Genomic DNA, 22017 nt, shown 5'->3' on the forward strand with positions numbered 1-22017 from the left:
AGGTCGGCGGGATCGGGATCCTTGCGCAGGCTGCCGGCCCAGAGCAGGACGGTGCGTTCTCCCACCAGCCAGCGTTGTTCGCTGAGGCCAGGGGCGATGGCTTCGATTTGCTCGGGTTCGCCGGCGACCAGGAGCAGGCGGGTCTTGCGGCGCCAGAGGGGGCCGTAGAGGCTGCGCAGGGTTTCCACCAGCTTGATCCTGGGGTCGACCGGCTTTTTCGGCGGTGGCGGAGGTGGTGCCACAGGGTCGTGGTCGACCAGCCGGCGCACGCCGTCATGCAGGGTCTGCCAGATCAGCAGCACCATGATGAACAGCAGGGTCCAGGCCAGTCCGGCCACCAGCAGCAGTTCTTGCCAGGGTGTGCGCTGCGGGTCCGAAAAGTGCCAGCCCGCCGCGACCACGGCGACAATCACCGCCAGGGCGGCGGCCAGCAGCAGCACGGTGTGCAGCGGCGAGAATCTTGGGGTTTCAGCAGGTTGGGTCATCAGGTGTCACCACTCCCAGGGCCAGGGTGCAAGAAGGGTCGCTGGCCAGCCAGGCGCTGGGCATTGCGTTGAGTTGGGCATGGGCGGCGGCCAGGCTCAGGGCCACCGGCGCCTCCAGCTGTTGCAGTTCGCCGAAGTTGAGCAGCGGCGCGGCTGGCAGCGGGTTCCAGCCGAGTTCGGCCAGGGCCGGGGAAAAGCTCGCGCAGGCCTGTGTCGGGCCCTGCAGATGGCACTGGCGCAAGGCCCGCTCGGCGACCTCGGGCAAGGCGTCGCGATCGGCGACAAAGGCTTCGCCACGGGCAATGCGCACGCCACCGCTTTTGCCCAGCAACCAGAGCAGCGCCGCCTCGCCGCCGGGCAGTTTGCTGTCCTGGCGCCCCGGCAGTGATTCGCAGCCGGCGCAGAGCACCAGGGCCTCGGCGTCGGCCTGGTGCAGGGCGTCGATCGCCTGGTCCAAACTGTCCAGCCCCGTCCAGGGCCGGGGCTGGTCGGGCAGCACGACGTTGAAGCGCCGCCCCGTCTCCTCGGCAAACACCTGCCAGGCCTCGGCCGAGCCCTGCCAATAGCAGTGCAGCAAGGGCGCGCTGAAGGGCTCGCTGCGCTGCGCCTGCAACTGCATCGCCAGCAAGCGCGCCAACTGCAGTTCGCGGCGGGCCTGGCCCTTGCCCAGCACCTGGGTCGAGCGCAACACCTGGCCGCCCTCCTCGGCCTTGGCCTGGGGCGGCTTGCGCTCGGCCTCGAACAGCCCGGCGCGGTCGTCCGGCACGCTGCAGGCCGGGCCGATCAGCACCAGATCCACCAGCGCGGCCTGTTGCCGATGGTGGCTCCACCAGCGCTGTTCAACCTGCTCCACGGCGGCGCCGTAGCAAGCGGCGTTATGCCGGTTGAAGCGGAACGCCAGCAGCCGCAGCAGCAACGCCAGCAGCCACGCCACCAGGGCCAGGGCGCCGAGCGCTGGCAGCCAGTCTTCCAGCCAGGGGCGCAGCAGCACGCCGGCACAACCGACCAGGGCCAGCACCACCAGCCCGCCGACCATCCAGCGCAGGTACTGCGGCGGCGGACGCAAAGGCCAGGCAGCAAAATGCGGCGCCGGCTTCATAGGTCCACCAGGGTGTCGGGCATGGAACTGACCAGGGAACAACCGCAGTTGCAGCGGTGGCCATGCAGCGCCACCGGCAGGTCGTCCATGGTCATCAGTGAGCTGCCTTCGGCGATGGCGGTCAGGCCATGCAGGTTGCAGCGCACCCGGTCGCCCTCGCAGGCAACGGGCTTGCCGTCGCAGTCATAGCGGCCCTGGAGGACTTCGCCGCCGTAGGGGTGCAGGGTATCGCCGAGGCGGATCAGGGGTTTCATAGGGGGGCTCCTTGTGCCGGGGCACGGTTGGGGGTGGAGGGGCAGGATTGCGGTTCCGGCAGTTTCAGCGGGATGTTGATGGGGTAGTCAGGACTGCCATGGCCTTTGCAGGAGGTCGTTACCTGGATTTCGTCGCAAGGGAGGAAATGCACGGTGATGCCGCAGACTTTCTGGTTGGTGTAGTCGGGGACGAGGGCGAGTTTGCTGTGTTGGCGCTTTTGCGCATCAATCTTTTCGAGCCATGCGTCGTATTTGGCCTCATCAGAGAACCCTGGGAATTCACTGGCGAGGTCGCTCATACCGCTGACCCCTGTCTCCCAGTCAATTCGTACAGTCATACCAGGCACCCATTTGGAAGGCAGACTGATATGCCCACCGCCCCCTCCTTGCCAAGCCCCAATGATGTCCAGCCCGGAATGTCCATCCACAGCAAAATGGTTAATAGCCCAATGGGTGTGGTTGATACCGATGATCCTGGCGTGGGCAGTCGCAGTCGGCAGGAGTACCAACAAGGCACAAACCGCAGCCGGCAGGACTCCGAACAAGGTGATTCCACGTCCATTACGCCGATGCATCGTCCACCTCCCCAAGGCCGGCGTAGAACGCTTGCCATTCGTCATCGACTGCCTGCTGCGCCTGGGCCAGTTGCTCGCCATCCAGTGGACCTGGGTGAGATGCAGGCGCTACAGGCCAGACGACTCCGCTGGCGGTCACGGCTTGGTTACGCTCAAGAATCCGCGCCAGGGCCCGGCGGTGGGTCGCGCCGAAGAACACCATGCGTTCGCAGAGGTAATTGGCTAAGGGCTCGCGTCCGTGCTGGTACATGAACCAGGCCCTGGAGTCGTGGATCTGGTTGTCGAACAGGGCGCGCAGCATTCCCAGGGGCTCGTCGACATTGAAGTCCTCCCGGACATTGCCGCGATTAGTCACGCTTTTATGGTTCAGCTCACCCGAAGGCGGCGGAAACAGCAGGCTGACGCGCTCACGCCCCAGAGCCTTCAGGTGATCCTGCTCGCGAACGAAATCGGTCTTGAGACTGTCCGGCAAGGTGACCGGCATGCCCATGTGATAGACGACCGCTTCTGGCTGGCGCCGCTTGTAGGTAACTTCGAACTCATCCGCGGCATCAGACAACTGGGTCTTGGCCATATCGGCGTCGAAGTACTTGGGGCCGGGTTCCAGCGGTCTGCCCGTCAGACGCTGCAAACGCTCGTGGCTTTGCTGCTCGCGACGCCGGGCCTCGACGGCTTTCTGGCGCTCCTTCTGCGCCGTTTCGGCACGTTCATAGTCCGCGGGCGCAGCTTCGGTATCGGTTGCTTCGACCCAGAACCGCTCGCGCTTCAGGGTCTTGAAGGCATAGCGGTCGATACGCCAGGCAGTGATCCAGCCCAGTTGATCGCGCAGGACGTCTTCGACCGATTTTTCGGCGGGGATGGGCTGGTAGTGCTCGACCTGCTCGATGGGTAGGGGTTGTGGGGCTGGGGCAAGGCCGAGGGTTGCTTGGCGCCAGGCGTTGAACCGGTCGGCCAATTCAGGGGTGACGTCAAACGACTGCAAGACCTCAGGAATCATGCGTCGCCAAGGATCATTTTGTTCAGCTTGCGGTAGCACTGCACCAGGTACTTTCAAAGGAGCGCCGTGAGCAAACGCATCCGAATACATCTCATGCAAAGCGATCTGAGAAAGCAGCAGGCCATCATTGCCACCAATACCCTTCCCCTGATCCCCCGGCGGATAGCCACCTCCCTGATCGGAATGCACACCTGGATGAACCACCTCCGTACTGTTTTCCGGATAGCTGCCATCGGCCCGTCGAATCGAGTCCAGCGGAAAACTCTGGCGCTGTTCATGACTGGCCACGATATGCAGGCAACGCTTGACCAGCTTGCCGTCGGGCAGTTGCTGGGTCTCGTCAGCCCAGCTCATATGGCCGTCGGCAATGGGAAACGAGTCGGCGAGGCCCACGGAGGCCACGGTATCCAGAAGCCCCAGGTACTGGATCTGCAGGGGCAGCACCAGCTCGCCATGTTTCAGCACCGGTTGCGTGTCGACATCCTCCAGCAGCTCGTTCAGCCAGTGCACGAAGGCCCGGGCGCTGGCTGCACCGCGGGAAAAGCCATAGACATACAGGCGCACTCCCAATAGCCGCGATTGACCGCCGCGCTCGCTCATGGCCGTGAGCAACGGTTTTTCAAGGGCTGCCAGTTGCCGGAAGAATTCGCGCTTGCGGTTGAGCCGCCCTCGCCTGGCTTCATGGCCGTTGTACCACTGGGTGGACATCGCCTCGATCGACTCGCGCAGGGACTGATGGCCCAGCCAGTTCCGGCCAAGGGAGCGCCCCAGAGCATCCAGCAGCATCAGCAAGCCCCAGTTGATCCTTTCCTCGCCGCGGGTGGCGTAGATCAGGCCATTATTGTTGTAGTCAAGATCGCCTACCTCGGGAAACGGCGTGCCCACCCCCGGCATGTAGTACTTGAAGAACTGTCGATGCCCTTCACCGGGCAGGTCGGTGAGGGCACCGGAACCGCTGCTGTGGAAGGTACCGCCGGCATAACCATCACCGATGGACGCACGGAACAGCCGGCCGATATTGGTTGGAGACGCCGGCCTGGCGATATACAGGTCATGGTTGAGGTTATTGCCCGTGCCATCGAAGAACAGGCTGATATGCAGGGTCTTGCAGCACGGCGGCATCACCCGGCGCCCGGCTGCCAGGCTCAGGGCCTCGCGGTAATCATCCTCCGGCTCGCGCTGGATACGCAGGTTGGCTTCGACCTGCTCCACCCGCGAGGGCAGCCGCCCCTGCACGGGGAACTGGGGTGGATAGCAGACAGCAGAGAGTTTCATTTCGGACATGACTGTGGCTCCGGCAGTTTCAGCGGGATATTGATCGGGTAGTCGGGATGGCCGTGGCCTTTGCAGGAGGTCGTCACCTGGATTTCGTCGCAAGGGAGGAAATGCACGGTAACGCCACAGACTTTCTGGTTGGTGTAGTCGGGGACTGGCACAACCCTGGAATGTCGCCGCTTCTGAGCCTCTATCGACTCAACCCACACTCTGTACTTGGCACGATCTGCAAAACCGGGAAATCCATCTGTGCTATCGGATCCCGTTTCCCAATCGATCTGCACCATCATCCCCGGCACCCATTCGGCCGGCAGGCTGATATGCCCACCTCCCCCTCCTTGCCAAGCCCCGATTGCGTCCAACCCCGAATGCCCATCCACAGCAAAATGGTTGATCGCCCAATGGGTATGGTTGATACCGATGATCCTGGCGTGGGCGTCGCCACTCCCAACCATCCCCATAAGGCCGGCGAACAACAGCACCAGGGACCTTGCGCCAAAGCACGGGACATGACGCTTCATGCCTTGCCTCCCGTGCCCGGACCAGCCTGGGCAGCCTGCAAGTGTTCGAGGATGAAGGCGTCATACCGGGCCTTGGCAAACACGCCGGCCTCACTCGCATCGAGCACGGCCCGGTAACACGCCTGAAACCGCTGCTCGGCCCCCCAGCCCTGCGGTAGCGACGCGCGGAGCTCGTCTTGGACTTTCATCGCATCGGCAGCGCAACACAGCACATCGATCTGCCGGTCACTCAGCTCGCAAGGCAGCGGGTCGTCGACGCAGTCGGTGTCCGCCGTGCCGGCCAGGTGCCGGGGGATGCCGTCGCGGTCCAGCCAGCTCCAGAGCAGTGCCGGTGCCAGCAACGGCTGTTGCTGTTCGGCGCTCAGCACGTGGCTGAACAGCAGCGGGAACAGGCGCGGGTCGTAGTAGCGCAGCACGCCGCTGCCGCCGCCGTTGCGGGCTTGCAGGCATTGGCCGAGGTATTCGCCCAGACGCCGGAACGGCCAGCGTGAGATCAGCACCAGCAGCCGCGATTCATGGCCGAAGGCGCTGATCAGTTCTTCCAGCCAGAACCGTTGCAGCGGCTGGTCCAGATCGATACGCACCAGCAAAGGCGAAAGGTCGCCATGGGCGGCTTCGGGCCAGCCTTCGAACAGCGCACGCCAGGGCATCGCCGGCACCATCTGCTGGATACCGCTGGCCACCAACGGATCGAGACCGACCTGATCGATGATCACGTGCACCTGGTTGCATTGCAGTTTGCTACCCGCGCTGTCGAGCCGTTGCAGCCAGGTTTGCGCAATGATTTCCGTCATATCTGCTTCTCCCTCGTGGTGTAGCCCAGGCCTTTCGCCCTGGCCTTTTCCAGACATTCCCGGCACACCGCCCCCGGCAACTCCGACGTCGGCAGAATCGGCAACTCGAAACTCTCCCCCGCCGGCGGCTTGAAACGGTGCTGCCCCTTGAGCTCAACCAGCCCCGGCGACTGGATCAGCACTTCGCCCTCCGGCGTCAGGCAAATGCTTGCCCCACCGCAACCGAGGGTGATGCCGTTCTTGGCGATGATCTGCACATGGCCCTGCACCGACTGCACGTCGATGTCCTGCCGGGCGATGAGCTTGAGCAGGTCGCCGTGGGATTCGATTTCCAGCGGGCCCTTGCCCGAAACCAGGCGCATGCCGTGCTGGCGGGCAAGCAGGGAGATGTTCTGTTCGGCATGGGCGAACAGGCGCCGGGCGGTGCCGAGGTTGAGTTCGCCCTGGCTTTGCAGGTAGGTGGACTCACCGCTTTGCAGCAGCAAGCTGGCCGGGGTGACTGCGGCCACGCCCTTGGGCGCACTGAGGAGGATGGCCGGGTCCTGCAGGGCGCTGGTGCTGGCCTTGAGTTGCTGCAGGTCGGCGAGGTCCGCTTGCAGGCTGTGGTGCTCGGCGCTGACCTTGCGCCAGTCCTCGACCTGCCGTTCGGCCTTGTCGAGTTGCTCGATGGCCGGGTCCATGGCGAGCACGTCGCCCTGCGCCTTGGGCTGGGCATCGGCACTGATAAACACGCCCTTCCCCGCCCTGAGCACGCCCCAGTGGTCGCTGCGCAGCTCGAAGCCTTCACCGCGCTTCTTGCGATCCTTGCCGACCAGATGTCCCAGATTCAGCTGGCTCTTGCCGCCAAATTCGGTACTGACCTTGACGTGCTCCTGCCCCTTCTTGTCCTCCATCCGCAGCTTGTTGTTGCTCGGCGTGCGCAGCACGTTGCGCGTGTTGTTGTCACGGGCGACGTGGTCGGGGTGGCGGTCGTCGTGCAGGGCATGGGAGATGTACGGGCGGTCCGGGTCGCCCTGCTCGAAGGCGATCGCCACTTCGGTGCCGGCCAGCAGCGGGAGGTGCAGGCCGTACAGGTCGCCGGCGTACGGCCGCGCCAGGCGCATGGCGAGGCTTTCATGGCCGGGCTCGCGCGAGTCGCGGTCGAACAGGAAGTTGACCCGGTAGCGGCCTTCCAGGTCGATATGGCTGTAGGGGTCGTTTTTCTGCCGGCTGGTGATCCGCGCCGGGATGGTCCCGGCAATCACCGGTTTGGGCTGCAACGGCGGGCGGAAACCCACCAGCCCGGCGTAGGGCAAGCCTTCGAATTCGACCAGGTAGTTCTTGTTGCGCGCACCGCTGATCCGGGTGGTGTGCACGATCACGCTCTTGGCGCAGTCCTCGGGCACCTCGCCGCTGAGCCTGAGCATGCGAGCCGGCTCCACCTGCGGGCTGCTGCTGAACCCCTTCACCTGGCTGCGCAGGTTCATGTTGCGCTCGTAGTTCAGGCGGGCGAAGAAGCGTCCGGTCTCGGAGGTCGGGCGGTCGGAGTAGATCTCGCCGAGTTCGGTGTAGGCCCAGCCGTACTCGTAGGTTTCACCGTAGACGGAATATCCCAGGCGCCATTGCTCGGTTTCGCCTTGCAGGTGCTTGTTGGCCTGGCGCGGGTCGTAGGTGCGGAAGACCAGGTCCTTTTCCACCACCTGGTGGCGGGTGCCGATGTCCCAGACGCAGTCGGCGCCGTTGCTGTTCATGCCGGCGCGTGGCAGGTAGGGCAGCTCGACCCTGTGGTCGTGCAGCGGCAGATCACGGAAATGCACCACCTCGACGCGGTGCTCGGAGTTGATGTCGAAGCGGTACCAGATGCCTACCTCGGCCAGTAGGCGCTGGACGAAGGCCAGGTCGGTTTCCTCGTACTGCAGCACGTGGTCACGCACCGGGTAGTCGCGGTCCAGGTCGAGGAAATACTCGTGGCTGAACAGCTTGTGCCGTTCCTTGAGGATGTGCTTGACGATCTGCGGCACCGATTTGCGCAGGTACAGGCGGGTCTGCTTGCTGCGCGCCAGCAGGCCGAAACGCGGTTCGAGAACGATCTCGTACTGGCCTTCGTCCACCGTGGCGCGGATGCGTTTGAACGAGGTGATGACGCCGAACAGCTCGCGGACCGGGTTGTGCTTTTTCTTCTTTTCTTCCCAGGGGTAGGTGACCGGCGGCTCGCCGTACAGGGCGAAACGGGCGGTGCGGTTGAGGAACAGGGCCTTGTCCAGGTCGAGGGGCTTGGGGCGGTCTGGGTCGTCGTCCTCCGCGTAGTAGCTGCGCCCGGGCCGCGGCAGGGCGCAACTGAAGCGGATGGTGTAGCGGAATGGCTGGCTGAGGTATTCCTCGCCTTCGAAGGCGAAGATGTCGAGCGGCACGTCGAGGTTCTGGACGTTGAGTTGGTAGGGATTGCGGGTGGTGGGCGATGGGTAGCGGCTGACGATCGTGTCCATGCGTTGTCTCGATGAAATATCCGGCAATGAACTTCAAACCCGAAAGTTCGAAGTTCATTGCGGAATCCATTAATAAACAACGGCCTGCAAGCGACGCTGAAAAGCCTTGAATTATTTGAAGTATTTTAAAGAAAGTCGCTGGCAACTTCCTTCGCGCGCAGGTCCGTTTTCAGGAGCGCACAGTAAAACATCCGACTTGTGGATTTCGACCCCTAAAACAACGGCAGGAATATTCTTTGAGTTGTTCGGAAAATTCTTATGCGACCAGCCGATTTATTTTATTGCGGCAGCACCTCTTATCATTTCGCAATAAATTATTAGAAGGTAATTCATTCAATATATCTTGCGGGGCAAGTAACTAATACTTACAAGGATATAGGAAGCATCCTACATGCACCGGGCCTGGAACCTTATGGGCAGCAGCAACTTTCACGCCACCGCCCACCCAAGCCCCTTCATCAAATCGCCCGATCCACCAGCACCTGCAACCTGCCCTGCGAACAGCGCTCGACCCGCGCCTGGACTCCGTACACCTCGGCCAGCAACCCCGGCGTCAGCACTGTCTCCGGCGCTCCGCTGGCCATCACCCGGCCCTGGTGAAGCACCACCAGCCAGTCGGCATGACTCGCCGCCAGGTTGATATCGTGCAGCACCGCCACCGCCAGCAACCGGCGCGACACCACCCGCTCGCGCACCGCATCCATCACCCGCAGTTGATAGTGCAGGTCCAGCGCGCTGGTGGGCTCGTCGAGCAACAGCACCTGCGGATCACGCGCCAGCAACTGGGCCAGTGCCACCAGTTGCCGCTGGCCGCCGGACAGGCTGTCCAGCGATTGCTCGGCCAGGTGTTCGATACCCAACCGGCGCAGCGCCATGAACGCGGTGCCGAGCAGATCGTCGACCGCGCTGATGCGCAGCGCCGCGACGATGCTTTCCAGCACCCCGAGGGCAATCCCCGGCGGCAGTTGCTGCGGCATGTAGGCCAGGCGTCGCGAGCGCTCGACGAAGCCCAGACGGGTCACGTCAACGCCATCCAGCCCCAGCGCGCCGCTCATGCGCTCAAGCCCGGCCAGGGCGCGGAGCAAGGTGGACTTGCCAGCACCGTTCGGCCCGACCAGCGCCACCAGGCTGCCCGCCGGCAAGGCCGGCAGGCTCACGCCCTGAAGGATGCACCGAGCGCCATAGCTCACCGACACCTCGTTGATCAGCAGACTCATGACCTTCTCCCCCGCCGGAACACCAGCACCACGAAAATCGGCACGCCCACCAGTGCGGTGACGATGCCCACCGGCACGATCACGCCCGGCAGGATCAGCTTGCTGGCAATGGACGACAGCGACAGCAGCAAGGCCCCCACCAGGGCGCTGGCCGGCAGCAGGAAACGCTGGTCCTCGCCCACTACCAGGCGGGCGATATGCGGACCGACCAGGCCGATGAAACCGATGGTGCCGACGAAGGCCACCGCCGTGGCCGAGAGCAGGCTGATGCGCAGCAGCGAGGCCACCCGCAGGCGCCGGGTATCCACGCCAAAGCTGCGGGCGCGTTCCTCGCCCATGCGCAGCAGGGTCAGGGCCGGCGCCGCACGCAGGGAAAACGGCAGGACCACGGCCACCACCAGGGCCAGCATGCCCAGCTTCTGCCAGTTGGCCCGGGCCAGGCTGCCCAGGGTCCAGAACACCAGTTGCTGCAGCACATCCTCGCTGGCCAGCAATTGCAGCAGCGACACCAGGGCGTTGCAGCTGAACACCAGGGCGATGCCGAACAGCACCAGGCTTTCCACCCCGGCCCCGCGCAGCCGGGCCATGGCTTGCAGGAGCAGCACCGAGAGGCAGGCGAAGACGAACGCCATCAAGGGTATCTGCACCCCCGGCTCCAGCCAGGCAACGCCCAGCGGGTAGGCAATGGCCAGCGACGCGCCCAGGGCCGCCGCCGAGGACACGCCGAGGGTGAAGGGACTGGCCAGCGGGTTGTCGAGGATCGCCTGCATCTCGGCGCCCGCCAGGGCCAGGGCGGCACCCACCAGTACCGCCATCAGCGCGTACGGCAGGCGCACGTTCCAGATGATCACCCGCTCGGTGGCGCTCAGCAGCGACGGATCGAACAGGCCGGAAAGCAGGCGCCCCAGGCTCATCCCCGAAGCGCCACTGGCCAGGTCGCCGAGTATCGACAGGCCGAGCAACCCTGCCAGGCCGAGGACCAGCAGGCTGCGTCGCCACAGCAGCCGTTTGTAGCGCCACGCCGCCAGCGTGGCGCCCTGCTCCATCAATACCGTCACTTGGCGTCGATCCAGTAGTGGCCGTCCAGGCCGATCTTGAGCATGCCGTTGATTTCGCCCATGGTTCGCGCCGGGTCGAGGTCGGCGAACAACTCCGGGTGAATCCAGCGGGCCATGGCTTCCACCGCGAGGATGTTGAACGGCGAGTTGTAGAAGTCATGCCACAGACCGTGGGCCTGACCGGCCTGGATCGGCCGCAGCGGCACGAACTCAGGCCGCGCGGTGATCTTTTCCAGGCTCTGGCGCGCAGTGTCCAGCGGCACGCCGGCGCCCAGCAGCACGCCCGGGGCACGGTTGCCGGTGGCGATATACACGTCCGGGTCAGCCTTCAACACGTACTCGACACTGACATCGCCCAGCGCGCCGGGCACCACGTCGGCGGCGATATTGTGGCCGCCGACCGCCTTCACCAGGCTGCCCAGGCCGCTCTTGCCGGTGGTGTGCCCCGGCGCCTGCCAGACACCCGCCAGCAGTTCGAGGAAGACCTTGGGTCGCTGGCTGTCGTCGAGGTTGGCGACGCGGTCGGTCACCGCCTTCAGGTGATGATCGTAGAAGCCCAGGTATTCCTGCGCCTGCTGCTCGCGACCGAGCAACTGGCCGAGGGCTTCCAGGCTGACCCGGGTATTGCGGATCGGCTGGACGCGGAAGTCGATGAACAGCACCGGGACCCCGGCCTTGGCCAGCAGGTCGGCGACCGGGCTGTGCTGGGTCGGGCCTTCGCCGGCGATGCTGAATACCGCAAGGTCAGGTTTCAGGGCAAGGATCTGCTCGGCGCTGACGCTCTGCTCCGAGGCCTGGCCGATCAGGGGCAGCCTGGTGATTTCCGGGTATTTCTGCGCGTAGACCTCGTAGGTATGCGGGTCGAGCAGGCGCATATCGTTCTGCCAGCCGACCACCCGCTGGAACGGGTTGTCGCGGTCGAGCAAGGCCAGGGCGAAGAACAGCCGGCCTTCGCCCAGGACGATACGTTGCGGGGCGTGGTCCATCTGCACCTTGCGCCCGAGGACGTCGGTGACTTCGATGGCGTGGGCGCTCTGGCACAGGCCGAGGAGCAGCAGCAAGGGCAACAGCAGTTGCCAGGAAAAACGTCGAAACATCAGGACTCTCCTTTCGGATCAGAGAACAACTTTGTCAGTACCGGCCTCTTCGCTGGCAAGCCAGCTCCCACAGGTCCGGCGCACACCGCAAACCCTGTGGGAGTCCGCCCAGCCTTTCAGGCTGCGCTGTCGCGCAGAGAACAGATCCACGAGCGACGCGGACCTTGTGGGAGCGGGTTTACCCGCGATTGCGATAGTGAATTCGCCTACGCCATCGCGGGTAAACCCGCTCCCACAAGTCCCAACTAATCAATAAGTTATGTGGCGTCCTACAAGCGCTGGCCTGCCAGCGATGAGGCCCTCAGCCACGACACAGATTTCAGCTGTCGCCCCAACGACGCAGCAGGTTGTGGTACACGCCGGTCAGCTCCAGCAGCGAACCCTGGTCGGCGCCCTGCCCGGTCAGGCGCTGGATCGCCACATCCATGTCCAGCAGCAGCGAACGCTGGCTGTCCTCGCGCACCAGGCTCTCGATCCAGAAGAACGCCGCCAGCCGCTCGCCCCGGGTCACCGGCTCGACCCGGTGCAGGCTGCTGCCCGGGTACAGCACCAGGTGCCCGGCCGGCAGCTTGACGCTGCGCTCGCCGAAGGTGTCGCGGATCACCAGTTCGCCACCGTCGTAGCTGTCCGGATCGGCCAGGAACAGGGTCGCCGAGAGGTCGGTACGCACCCGCTCGCGCACACCCTTGATGCCGCGGATGGCGTTGTCAACGTGAAAGCCGAAGCCCTCGCCGACGCCGTAGCGGTTGAACAACGGCGGATAGATGCGCTTGGGCAGCGCCGCCGACATGAACAACGGGTGGTCGGAAAGCCGGCGCAGGATCAGCTCGCCCAGTTGCCGGGCCAGCGGGTTGTCCTCGTCCAGTTGGCGATTGCGCTTGGCCAGGGCGGACTGCATGCCCGCCGTGGCCTTGCCATCGATCCAGGGTTGCGCCAGCAGTTGCCGGCGCAGGTCGTCCAGCTCCGCGGCGCTGAACAGGCGGTCGATTTCGATCAGCATCAGAAGCGGTAGTCCACGCTGGCGGTGAGGGTCCGGCCGGCACCCGGCACGCCGTACAGCTGGAAGCCGTCGAGGGAGGCGCCGACACGGCTGTAGTAGAACTTGTTGAACAGGTTGCTGACGTTGAGGTTGACCGTGGTCTGGCTGTCCACCTTGTAGCGTGCAGCAATGCTGTGCAGCCAGTAGGACGGTGCCTTCTCGTGGTCGCGGGTGTAGATGGTGTACACGCCCGACGGCCCGGAAGCGTAGGCACTGTTGTTGTTCAGCCCGCCGACGTACTTGTTGTCGCTGTAACGGCGACGCCCCACGTAGTCGGCGCCGTAGCTCAGGCCCAGGTTGTCGGTGAGCTGGTAGCTGGTCCACAGGTTGGCGGTCAGGTCGGGAACGTTCTTGGCTTCCTCGCCCTTGTTGGCGCCCTTGGTCTGGCGGCTCTTCATCGCCGCCATGCCGGCATAGGCCGACCAGCGCTCGGTGATGTTGCCCTGTAGGCCAAGTTCGATACCGTCGACCCGCTTGGCCGGCAGTGCCCGCACCGGCGCCGACTCGCCCTCGGTGTATTCCCAGCTGTCTTCCAGCTCGGTGCGGAACAGCGCGGCATTCAGGTTCAGGCGCTCGTCCAGCAATTCCCACTTGGTGCCCAGTTCATAGGTCTTGGACTTGGCCGGCTTGTAGTCCTCGGTGCTGGCTGCGCCGTAGATCTGGTTGTTGGTGGTCGCACCGATCGCCGACGGCTGCGCCGCCTCGCTGTAGGACAGGTAGACGCTGCCGTTGGGCAACGGCTTGTAGACGATCCCGGCGCGGCCACCGATGGCGTCGTCACGGCTGCTGCTGTTGCCGGTGGAGCGCTCGCTGTCGGCCTGCCAGCGGTCATAACGCAGGGCCAGCAAGAGCTGCCATTGCGGGTCGAGGGTCAGGGTGTCGGAGGCATAGATCGCCGCGTTCTTCACCACGCTGCGCGGGTCGCCATAGCCCTTGTCGGTGGAGACCGAGGCGAAGTGATGGGCCGGGTCGGACAGGTCGAAGAACATCGAGCCGTCCGGCACGTCCAGGGTCTTGTGCAGGCCGCCGTAGCTTTCGCGGTAGAACTCGACGCCGGTCACCGCCTCGTGGTGGATGCCGCCGGTGTCGAGGTTGAAGCGCAGGTCGGTCTGGTTGTCGATGATCTCGTAGCGCTTGGACAGGCCGAAGTCGCTGCCGCGCAGGTAGCCGTAACCGCTGCCGTCGCTGTTGGCGTACTGGGTGTAGGCGTTGATGCCGTTGATCGAGCTCAGCGGGCCGAGGCCGACATAGCCGAGGCTGGCGCAACGGGTGCCGGTGCAGGTCCTGCTGCCGTCGGCGTTGGCCGCAACGAAACGGGCCGGCGACAGTACCGCCCAGTTGTCGGTCTGCTGCCAGCGCAACTGGTTGCGCAGGGTCAGGTCGTCGCTGAAGTCGTGCTCGAACAGGCCGGTCAGGGAACGGGTCTCGCTGCGCTGGGTGTACAGGCTGGAATCGCCGTACCAGGCGTCGCGGGACACTCCCGGCATGCGGTGGCCATCGGTACCCCGCTGGATCGGCACGCCGCCGTCCGGGGTGTTCTTGTCCTTCTGGTAGAAAGCATCCAGCCACAGGCGGGTGTCGGTGCCCAGGCCAAAGCCCACGGACGTGGCGATGCCCCAGCGGTCGTAGTCCACTTCGTCGCGCTCGGACACCGCGTTGTAGTGCTTCATCAGGTTGACCCGCACCGCCGTGGTCTCGTTGAGCTGGCGGTTGATGTCGGCGGTCAGGCGCTTGTAGTTGTCGGTGCCGATACCGGCGGACAGCTGCCCGGCATCGCCGAGGTGGGCGCGCTTGCTCACCAGGTTGACGCTGCCGCCCACCGCCGAGACCCCGGACTCCACCGAGCCCGTGCCCTTGAACACCTCGGCCTGTTCCAGGTTGAAGGTGTCGTTGCGGCTGGACATGCCGGCGTCGCGCACGCCATCGACGGTCAGGCTCTGCTCGGCGGCGAAACCACGAATGGAGAACAGGTCGCCCCAACCCAGGTTGCCCTCGCCGGACATGAAGGTGATGCCGGGGACATTGCGCAGCACCTCCTGCAGGCTCTGGGCGTTCTGCTCTTCCAGCACTGCCTTGGGCACCACGGTGATGGATTGCGGCGCATCGAGCAGCGGCGTGGTGATCTTCGCCGAGGTGACTTCATCGACCTTGTAGGCCGACTGCTTGCCGTTGACCTGGGTCGCCGGCAGGTCAAGGGCATCGGCATGGGCCGGGGTGACACAGGCGCCGACCAGCAGGCCGAAAGCCGGGGCCAGCGTCGACGGCAGGCGCTGGGTGGAGAGGTTGGACATGGGGTTTCCTTAAAGTGAATCAGTCGCATTTGTATCCCCGGATTCTATCCAGCCGTCTGATAGCACTTTCGCCGGAAATGTAATGGCCAGGCCGTCCATCGGCGCCCAACACATTCCATTACATTTGCCCCGCCCAGACGGGTGTAAAGTGCGCCAATTCCACTTGAGAAGCATTTCCATGTCCCAGCCCGACCATATCCTGATCGTCGACGACGACCCCGAGATCCGCCAGCTGCTCTCCACCTACCTGGAAGAAGCCGGCTTGCGTACCTCGGTGGCAGCGGATGGCCGGGAGATGCGCCGGCGCCTCGACGAACAGCTGATCGACCTGGTAGTGCTCGACCTCATGCTGCCCGGCGAGGATGGCCTGACCCTGTGCCGCGACCTGCGGGTGCACAGCAATATCCCGGTGATCATGCTCACCGCCCGCGGCACCCTGGTGGACCGTATCGTCGGCCTGGAGATGGGCGCCGACGATTACCTCGGCAAGCCCTTCGACCCGCGCGAGCTGCTGGCGCGGATCAAGGTGGTGCTGCGCCGCACCCACAGCTTTCCCGAGCGCGCCCGGATGGACGAGGCACGCCACCTGCACTTCGCTGGCTGGCAACTGGAAACCACCACCCGCCAGTTGCGCTCCCCCGCCGGGCTGGTGATCAGCCTGGGCAACTCCGACTACCGCGTGCTGCGCCTGCTGTTGCAGCACCCGAACCGCCCGCTGAGCCGGGATTTCCTACTGGGCCAGGTCTTCGAACGCGAGCGCATGCCCTATGACCGCAGCATCGACGTGTGCATCAGTCGCCTGCGCCAGCACCTCGACGATGCACCAAAGGCCGCGGCTCTGATCCGCACCGTGCGCAACGAGGGCTACATGCTCACCGTCGACGCGGTGCACAGCGAATGAGGCGTTTCTGGCCACGCTCGCTGCATGGGCGCCTGGTATTGATCCTGGTGGGTGGCATGCTCGCCTCGCAGTTGCTCACCAGCAGCATCTGGCACGAGGTACGCCAGACCCAGGTGCTGGAGATCCCGCTGCGGCTGATGGCTGCGCGCATCGCCGACCTGGTGCAGGTGGCGAAGCAGGATCCCGGGCACCTCGATACCCTGCTGCAAAGCCTGGAATCGCCGCGCTGGCATCGGCTGGAGCAGGCGCCGGAACAGGCCGACAGCGACCCGATGTACGAAACCCTGCTGCGCCAGCTGGTCAGCGAACGCAGCGGCGAGCCGGCCAACCTGCACCTGTATTGCCTGGAACTGCTGGGCGGCGGCGAGCAGCCCGCCGGCCCCACCACCCTGTTCGACGGCGACCAGGCCAGCGTGCGCATCCGCGTCGGGGTCAACCTGCCGGATGGCAACACGCTGTTCCTCCAGGCCACGGAGAACCAGGGCTGGAGCAGCGGCTCCATCAGTTCGCTGGTGTTCGACTACATCCTGCGCATCTATCTGTTGCGGATTCTCGCGGTGGTGCTGGTGGCCTTGCTGGCGGTGCGCCTGGCCCTGCGCCCGCTGAAGCAGATGGCCGCTGCGGCGCAAGCCCTGGGCCGCGATATCCATCGCCCGCCGCTGAGCCTGGAGGGACCGCAGGAGGTGCGCCAGGCGGCGCAGGCCTTCAATGCCATGCAGCATCGGCTGATCGAGAGCATCGCCGAGCGCACGCGCTTCTTCGCTGCGGTCTCCCACGACCTGCGCACGCCGATCACGCGCCTGCGCCTGCGCGCCGAGCTGCTGCCGGACGAGGGCCAGCGCCAGCGTTTTCGCGATGACCTGGGGCATATGGAGGACATGGTCCGCGCCAGCCTGGACTTCCTGCGCAACGGTGAGCTGGAGCAGGCCCGCGAGCCGGTGGCGATCGATGCCTTGTTGCAGGGCTTGCAGGCGGATTTCGAAGACCTGGGCGACAGCCTGAGGATCCACGGCAGTGCCCGGCCGTTGCCGGCCCATCCCGGCGGCTTGCGCCGCTGCCTGCAGAACCTGCTGGACAACGCTCGGCGCCATGCCCCCGGGCCGGTCGACATCGAGGTGGTCGACGAGGCCGCGCAGGTGACGATCCGGGTTGCCGATCGCGGGCCGGGGATCGCACAGGAGCACCGGCAGCGGGTGTTCGAGCATTTCTACCAGTGCGATCCGTCGCGCAGTGGTGGCGGGCATGGGTTGGGCTTGAGCATTGCAGCGAGCATCGCCGCGGCCCATGGTGGCACGCTGCAACTGGCCTCTCGCGAGGGCGGTGGCCTGGTGGTGAGCCTGGTACTGCCTCGGTGACCTTGAGGCCCTTGAAAATCAAGACAAAATCCGGCTGAATGCGCACCTTGACCAAGGGGCAACCATGCTGGCACGCCTGCGCACCCACATCATCCTGCTCGCAAGCTTCGCAGTGTTGTTCAACCTGCTGGCCATGCCGCTCGACCGTGCCTTGCGTCCGCCCACCGTCGACAACCAGTCGCTGATCCTTGGCAGCTTCTGTACCCTCCACGGCCTGCAGAGCCTGCCCAAGTCGCTGCTGGCCCAGTTGAAGGCCCAACTGCCCGACCTCGATGGCCAGACCAGCAGCAAGGTGCAGAGTGGCGACTGCTGCTGCGGCCATGCCGGTCATGCCGCCTTGCCCGGCGACTACTTCAGGCACCTGTTCCCGCGCTACTGGCCCGAGACCCTGCTGCTCGGCCACAGCCATCTGCTGCCCTTGCCCCGCGAGCAATGGCCGCGCCTCAATCCCCGTGCCTCCCCCGCTGTCCTTGCCGTGATCTGACATCGCCGCGTCCGTGCTGCCTCGACCGAGGCAAGCCGCCGCGAGCCTATCGAGTCCTAGCGAGGAAGCACTTGCATGTTTCGCCTCACCACCCTGGCGCTGCTGATCAGCAGCGCGAGCACCTGCGCCTGGGCGCAGGACAACAGCCTCACCCTGCCCGTAAGCAACGTGAACGCCACCCGCGACACCACCGTCGAAGGCACCCGCCTCGACCTCGACAAGCCGATCGACAGCGGTTCGCGCCTGCACCTGAGCCCACGGGAAAACCCCGCCTCGGTCAGCGTCGCCGACCGCGCGACCCTGGAGCGCATCGGCGCGCGCAACTTCCAGGACGCCGCCAACGCCCTGCCCGGCGTGAATGCTTCGGCACCTCCGGGCTGGGGCGGCTACGTCGCCTACCGCGGCTTCAACGGCGCGCAGATCGCCCAGCTGTTCAACGGTATCAACGTCCAGTACGGCGCCGCCGGGCGTCCGGTGGGCGCCTGGATCTACGACCGGGTCGAATTGCTCGGCGGCCCGTCATCCTTCCTCAATGGCAGTGGCGCGGTGGGCGGCAGCCTGAACATGGTGACCAAGCTCGCCAGCCGCGACGCCGACAGCCTCGAAGGCCGCGTCAGCTATGGCCGCTACGACACCATGGAAACCGCCATCGGCGTGAACCAGGCGCTGAACGACGGCCCCGGCCCACGTCACTACGCGCGCCTGGACTACAGCCGCACCGGCAGCAACGGCTACATCGATCGCCAGGAGAACACTGCCGGCAACCTGGCCTTCTCCCTGCTCAGCGACATCAACGACCAGCTGTCCCACACCCTGGCCATCGAATACCTGGAGGAGAAGGAAGACAGCCCCTACTGGGGCACCCCGGTACTGCGGCCGCTGTCCGGCACCCTGCATATCGACAAGCACACGCGCTTCGACAACTACAACGTCGAAGACGGCCGCTACGAGCAGCGCACCCGCTGGCTGCGCTCGATCACCGACTACCGCTTCAACGACGACACGCAGTTGCGCAACACCTTCTACCACTACGACGGCCAGCGCGATTACCGCAACCTCGAGGTCTACCGCTACAACGCCGACAACAGCGCGGTACTGCGCTCCGGCGGCTATCGCCAGCGGCATGACCAGGAGGTCGACGGCAACCGCCTCGAATTGACCCACCTGGGCGAGGTCTTCGGCCTGGCCAGCGACTGGGCCTTCGGTCTGGACTACAACCGCAACCAGCAAACCAACTATCCGCTGTCCAAGGGTGCCTTCGACACGGTGCTTCCAGGCAGTTTCGAGCCGGGACATTTCCTCGATATCCCGGGGATGGACGCGCCCCGGGCCAAGGGCCGCAGCACCACCACCGATACCACCTCGGCCTTCGTCGAGAACCGCACCCGCCTGACCGACCGGCTGGCACTAGTCAGCGCCCTGCGCTACGACCATATCGACTTCGAGGTGGTCGACCATGTCGCGCGCACTGGCCTGGACCGGCGCTGGGACGCGCTCACCGGACGCCTGGGCCTGGTCTACGACCTGACTTCGAACATCAGCCTCTACAGCCAATACAGCACCTCGGCCGAACCGCCGGGCGGGCCCCTGACCAGCGCGTCGATCGGCCAGGTCGGCGACCTGGACCTGAGCCGTGGCCGCCAGGTCGAGGTGGGCAGCAAGCTGGACTTCCTCGACGGGCGCGGCACTGCCACGGCAGCGGCCTACCGCATCGTGCGCAAGAACGTCTCGGTGCCCTCCTCGACCCAGCCCAACGTCACCGAACAGGCGGGCCAGCAGACCTCCACCGGCATCGAGCTGGCGGCGTCGTTGAAGATCACCCCGCAACTGCTGGCCTCCGGCAACTTCGCCTGGGTCCGTGCCGAGTACGACGCGTTCAACGAGAACATCGGCGGCACGGTGTATTCCCGCGCCGGCAAGACCCCGGTGAACATTCCCGAGCGCACTGCCAACCTGTGGCTGACCTACGACATCGCCCCGGGCTGGCAGGTGGGGGCCGATGCGCGCTACGTGGCGTCGGTGTATGCCGATACCGCGAACAGCATGTGGGTGCCGTCGTACACCCTCTATGGCGTGTCCATGAGCCATGACCTGGACAAGCACACCAGGGTCAGCGCACGCCTGCGCAACCTGACCGACGAGGTGTATGCGCGGTTCATCCACCAGAGCAATACCCAGTACTACGTGGGTGAGCCACGCAGCCTGGAGGTGGCGCTGGACTGGAAGTACTGAGTGCGCCGCAGGGCGCGCGGGAATGGGATGCATTTGTATTGTTGGCCCTGATATCCTGCACGCCCTGTCCAATGCGTTAACAAGGATGTGTCGTGTCGAAATTCCCCCTCGCTTTGCTGAGCCTCGCCGTGCTGGCAGGCTGCGCGCTGAAGTACTCCCCGCCGGACGTCGATGCGAAGGCCGTGGTGCAGTTCCAGGACAAGTTCCAGGCCGCGCTGACCCGGAGCATCGCCAGCGACATCCAGGAGGAAACGATAGGCGTGGCCTCCCTGCGCATCAGCGTCAACCGCCTGGGCCGTGCGGCCAGCTGCAAGGCCCAGCGGGCCCGGCCCGACCTCGACAAGCAGTTGCCCATCGAGCTGACCCGCACCGCCCCCAAGGCCTTCGCCCGCTACATCGAGGAGCGCTGCCTGCGCACCGTCTTCCCGACGGCGCCCGACGGCATGTACGACAAGGACGGCCAGTTGGAGGTGATCGCGCCGGTGAACGTGGTGTTCAGCGAACTGGGCTCTGATCGCTGGAAGACCGGCAATGCCCAGCGGCGCTTCTTCCGCGAGCATCTGCTCGACGCCCAGCCAGTGGACAGCGTGGGGATTGCGGTCATCCACTTCCAGGCCAACGGCACCGGCTGCCTGGTGGACCTGCGCCCGAACAGCACGCGCCCGGCGGATTTCAAGCTGGATGGCGCGCTGCAAGGCCGACTCAACGAGGCCTGCAGCCGGCTGGACCTGAGCAAGGTGCCGGGGATCGGCGCAAACCCGCAGAAGCAGGACATCGGGATGGTAGCCCTGGAATATGCACCGTGGACGTCGGGGCGCTAGACTCGCGGGCACAGAGCAGTAACGCACCGTCATCGTCATGAGCAAGATCGACCAGTACCTCCAGGCCGCCGTCCGCGACAACACGCGGCGCAGCTACCGCGCCGCCATCGAGCATTTCGAGGTGGCCTGGGGCGGCTTCCTCCCCGCCACCGCCGACAGCATCGCCCGTTACCTGGCGGACTTCGCCGGCGAGCACTCCATCAATACCCTGCGCCAGCGCCTCGCCGCGCTTGGGCAGTGGCATGTCAGCCAGGGTTTTCCCGACCCGACCAAGGCGCCACTGGTGCGGCAGATGCTCAAGGGCATCCGCGCCGTGCACCCGGTGCAGGAACGCCAGGCAGCGGCGCTGACCCTTGAGCACCTGCAACGCACCATCGGCCACCTCGAACAGCAGGCCGAACTGGCCCGGAACGAACAGCGCCTGCCCGACCTGCTGCGGGCACGACGGGATGCGGCATTGCTGCTGATCGGCTTCTGGCGGGGCTTTCGTGGCGATGAACTGGCGCGGCTGCGGGTCGAGCATATCCAGGCCCAGGCCGGGGGTGGCATGCAGCTGTACCTGGCGCAAAGCAAGGGTGACCGCCACGGGCGCGGGGTGACCCATCGCATGCCGGCGTTGAAGAGCCTGTGCCCGGTGCAGGCCTACGTGGACTGGATCAACGTGGCCGGGATTGCCCGCGGCCCGGTGTTCCGCAAGCTCGACCGCTGGGGCAATCTCGGCGAGGAGGCGCTGAACAGCGGCAGCCTGATCGCCCTGCTGCGGCGCATCTTCGCCGCGGCAGGGCTGCCGGCGGAAAGCTACAGTGCCCACTCGCTGCGTCGCGGCTTCGCTACCTGGGCGGCCGGCAATGGCTGGGATACCAAGACGCTGATGAGCCATGTGGGCTGGCGCGATGTGAAGTCGGCGCTGCGCTATGTGGATGCCAGCGCCTCGTTTGGCGAGCTGGAACTGCCGGCGCTCGTACATGAGGAAAGACGGATCGAGTGACGTCGAAGCGACGCGTCCCCTGTAGGAGCGGGTTCACCCGCGATTGCGTCGGTGATGCCACCATCGTCA

18 protein-coding genes and 1 pseudogene are annotated in these 22017 nt (G+C 65.4%); 6 read left to right on the top strand and 13 right to left on the bottom strand.

Annotated features, from left to right (window positions below; all coding sequences use genetic code 11):
- From V0R59_RS13225 to V0R59_RS13285, 13 genes and pseudogenes are all read right to left on the bottom strand, one after another.
- Positions 1–485: pseudogene (locus tag V0R59_RS13225) on the bottom strand (hypothetical protein); the annotation flags it as partial.
- The gene (locus V0R59_RS13230; RefSeq protein WP_330074731.1) at positions 469–1584 is read right to left on the bottom strand and encodes a hypothetical protein; all 1116 of its coding nucleotides are present in this window, start codon (positions 1582–1584) and stop codon (positions 469–471) included. The pseudogene V0R59_RS13225 and the gene V0R59_RS13230, both read right to left, overlap by 17 nt.
- Complete coding sequence (locus tag V0R59_RS13235; protein ID WP_330074732.1) at positions 1581–1838, bottom strand: PAAR domain-containing protein; 258 nt, start codon at positions 1836–1838, stop codon at positions 1581–1583. Before V0R59_RS13235 ends, V0R59_RS13230 begins: the two co-directional genes overlap by 4 nt.
- Positions 1835–2413, bottom strand: coding sequence for a DUF3304 domain-containing protein (locus tag V0R59_RS13240; protein WP_375547371.1), 579 nt, complete (start codon positions 2411–2413; stop codon positions 1835–1837). The genes V0R59_RS13235 and V0R59_RS13240 overlap by 4 nt, the downstream gene beginning before the upstream one ends.
- On the bottom strand, positions 2400–4622 hold the full coding sequence (locus tag V0R59_RS13245) for a T6SS phospholipase effector Tle1-like catalytic domain-containing protein (protein WP_330074733.1): 2223 nt from the start codon (positions 4620–4622) through the stop codon (positions 2400–2402). The genes V0R59_RS13240 and V0R59_RS13245 overlap by 14 nt, the downstream gene beginning before the upstream one ends.
- 59 nt (positions 4623–4681) lie before the next feature.
- Entirely contained in the window at positions 4682–5146 is a 465-nt protein-coding gene (locus V0R59_RS13250; protein ID WP_330074837.1) for a DUF3304 domain-containing protein, read from the bottom strand.
- A 56-nt stretch (positions 5147–5202) separates the two neighbouring features.
- Positions 5203–6000: a DUF4123 domain-containing protein gene (locus V0R59_RS13255; protein WP_330074734.1), complete on the bottom strand. Its 798-nt coding sequence runs from the start codon at positions 5998–6000 to the stop codon at positions 5203–5205.
- On the bottom strand, positions 5997–8465 hold the full coding sequence (locus V0R59_RS13260) for a type VI secretion system Vgr family protein (protein ID WP_330105840.1): 2469 nt from the start codon (positions 8463–8465) through the stop codon (positions 5997–5999). The genes V0R59_RS13255 and V0R59_RS13260 overlap by 4 nt, the downstream gene beginning before the upstream one ends.
- A 458-nt stretch (positions 8466–8923) precedes the next feature.
- Positions 8924–9682 (bottom strand): ABC transporter ATP-binding protein, encoded by a 759-nt coding sequence (locus V0R59_RS13265; protein WP_330074736.1) that lies wholly within the window; start codon positions 9680–9682, stop codon positions 8924–8926.
- The gene (locus V0R59_RS13270; protein WP_330074838.1) at positions 9679–10728 is read right to left on the bottom strand and encodes a FecCD family ABC transporter permease; all 1050 of its coding nucleotides are present in this window, start codon (positions 10726–10728) and stop codon (positions 9679–9681) included. The genes V0R59_RS13265 and V0R59_RS13270 overlap by 4 nt, the downstream gene beginning before the upstream one ends.
- Positions 10729–10736: 8 nt before the next feature.
- Positions 10737–11837 carry an ABC transporter substrate-binding protein gene (locus V0R59_RS13275; RefSeq protein WP_330074737.1) on the bottom strand — a complete coding sequence of 367 codons (1101 nt, stop codon included), beginning with the start codon at positions 11835–11837 and terminating at the stop codon, positions 10737–10739.
- Between the two features lie 319 nt (positions 11838–12156).
- Positions 12157–12837, bottom strand: a complete 681-nt coding sequence (locus V0R59_RS13280) for a Fe2+-dependent dioxygenase (RefSeq protein WP_330074738.1) — start codon at positions 12835–12837, stop codon at positions 12157–12159.
- Positions 12837–15167 carry a TonB-dependent receptor gene (locus V0R59_RS13285; protein WP_330074739.1) on the bottom strand — a complete coding sequence of 777 codons (2331 nt, stop codon included), beginning with the start codon at positions 15165–15167 and terminating at the stop codon, positions 12837–12839. Before V0R59_RS13285 ends, V0R59_RS13280 begins: the two co-directional genes overlap by 1 nt.
- A gap of 178 nt (positions 15168–15345) precedes the next feature.
- Here V0R59_RS13285 and V0R59_RS13290 point away from each other — a divergent pair, with 178 nt between their 5' ends.
- The 6 genes from V0R59_RS13290 (at position 15346) to V0R59_RS13315 (ending at position 21948) form a co-directional block, all read left to right on the top strand.
- Positions 15346–16068: a response regulator gene (locus V0R59_RS13290; RefSeq protein ID WP_330074740.1), complete on the top strand. Its 723-nt coding sequence runs from the start codon at positions 15346–15348 to the stop codon at positions 16066–16068.
- A complete protein-coding gene (locus V0R59_RS13295) occupies positions 16065–17423 on the top strand; it encodes a sensor histidine kinase (protein WP_330074741.1) in 1359 nt (452 codons plus the stop codon). The genes V0R59_RS13290 and V0R59_RS13295 overlap by 4 nt, the downstream gene beginning before the upstream one ends.
- Before the next feature lie 64 nt (positions 17424–17487).
- Complete coding sequence (locus V0R59_RS13300; RefSeq protein ID WP_330074742.1) at positions 17488–17907, top strand: DUF2946 family protein; 420 nt, start codon at positions 17488–17490, stop codon at positions 17905–17907.
- A 75-nt stretch (positions 17908–17982) separates the two neighbouring features.
- Positions 17983–20139 (top strand): TonB-dependent receptor, encoded by a 2157-nt coding sequence (locus tag V0R59_RS13305; protein ID WP_330074743.1) that lies wholly within the window; start codon positions 17983–17985, stop codon positions 20137–20139.
- 92 nt (positions 20140–20231) lie between these two features.
- A complete protein-coding gene (locus V0R59_RS13310; RefSeq protein ID WP_330074744.1) occupies positions 20232–20960 on the top strand; it encodes a hypothetical protein in 729 nt (242 codons plus the stop codon).
- 37 nt (positions 20961–20997) lie between these two features.
- Positions 20998–21948: a site-specific integrase gene (locus V0R59_RS13315; RefSeq protein WP_330074745.1), complete on the top strand. Its 951-nt coding sequence runs from the start codon at positions 20998–21000 to the stop codon at positions 21946–21948.
- The last annotated feature ends 69 nt before the right edge of the window (positions 21949–22017 follow it).

Origin of the sequence: Pseudomonas ulcerans, assembly GCF_036324125.1 — a bacterium.
Lineage (GTDB): Bacteria > Pseudomonadota > Gammaproteobacteria > Pseudomonadales > Pseudomonadaceae > Aquipseudomonas > Aquipseudomonas ulcerans.

What these genes read in the sequence shown, in the direction of transcription:
- V0R59_RS13230 (WP_330074731.1), bottom strand. Translation starts at nt 1,584, where the DNA reads ATGAAGCCGGCGCCGCATTTTGCTGCCTGGCCTTTGCGTCCGCCGCCG.
- V0R59_RS13235 (WP_330074732.1), bottom strand. Translation starts at nt 1,838, where the DNA reads ATGAAACCCCTGATCCGCCTCGGCGATACCCTGCACCCCTACGGCGGC.
- V0R59_RS13240 (WP_375547371.1), bottom strand. Translation starts at nt 2,413, where the DNA reads ATGCATCGGCGTAATGGACGTGGAATCACCTTGTTCGGAGTCCTGCCG.
- V0R59_RS13250 (WP_330074837.1), bottom strand. Translation starts at nt 5,146, where the DNA reads ATGGGGATGGTTGGGAGTGGCGACGCCCACGCCAGGATCATCGGTATC.
- V0R59_RS13255 (WP_330074734.1), bottom strand. Translation starts at nt 6,000, where the DNA reads ATGACGGAAATCATTGCGCAAACCTGGCTGCAACGGCTCGACAGCGCG.
- V0R59_RS13260 (WP_330105840.1), bottom strand. Translation starts at nt 8,465, where the DNA reads ATGGACACGATCGTCAGCCGCTACCCATCGCCCACCACCCGCAATCCC.
- V0R59_RS13265 (WP_330074736.1), bottom strand. Translation starts at nt 9,682, where the DNA reads ATGAGTCTGCTGATCAACGAGGTGTCGGTGAGCTATGGCGCTCGGTGC.
- V0R59_RS13270 (WP_330074838.1), bottom strand. Translation starts at nt 10,728, where the DNA reads ATGGAGCAGGGCGCCACGCTGGCGGCGTGGCGCTACAAACGGCTGCTG.
- V0R59_RS13275 (WP_330074737.1), bottom strand. Translation starts at nt 11,837, where the DNA reads ATGTTTCGACGTTTTTCCTGGCAACTGCTGTTGCCCTTGCTGCTGCTC.
- V0R59_RS13280 (WP_330074738.1), bottom strand. Translation starts at nt 12,837, where the DNA reads ATGCTGATCGAAATCGACCGCCTGTTCAGCGCCGCGGAGCTGGACGAC.
- V0R59_RS13285 (WP_330074739.1), bottom strand. Translation starts at nt 15,167, where the DNA reads ATGTCCAACCTCTCCACCCAGCGCCTGCCGTCGACGCTGGCCCCGGCT.
- V0R59_RS13290 (WP_330074740.1), top strand. Translation starts at nt 15,346, where the DNA reads ATGTCCCAGCCCGACCATATCCTGATCGTCGACGACGACCCCGAGATC.
- V0R59_RS13295 (WP_330074741.1), top strand. Translation starts at nt 16,065, where the DNA reads ATGAGGCGTTTCTGGCCACGCTCGCTGCATGGGCGCCTGGTATTGATC.
- V0R59_RS13300 (WP_330074742.1), top strand. Translation starts at nt 17,488, where the DNA reads ATGCTGGCACGCCTGCGCACCCACATCATCCTGCTCGCAAGCTTCGCA.
- V0R59_RS13305 (WP_330074743.1), top strand. Translation starts at nt 17,983, where the DNA reads ATGTTTCGCCTCACCACCCTGGCGCTGCTGATCAGCAGCGCGAGCACC.
- V0R59_RS13315 (WP_330074745.1), top strand. Translation starts at nt 20,998, where the DNA reads ATGAGCAAGATCGACCAGTACCTCCAGGCCGCCGTCCGCGACAACACG.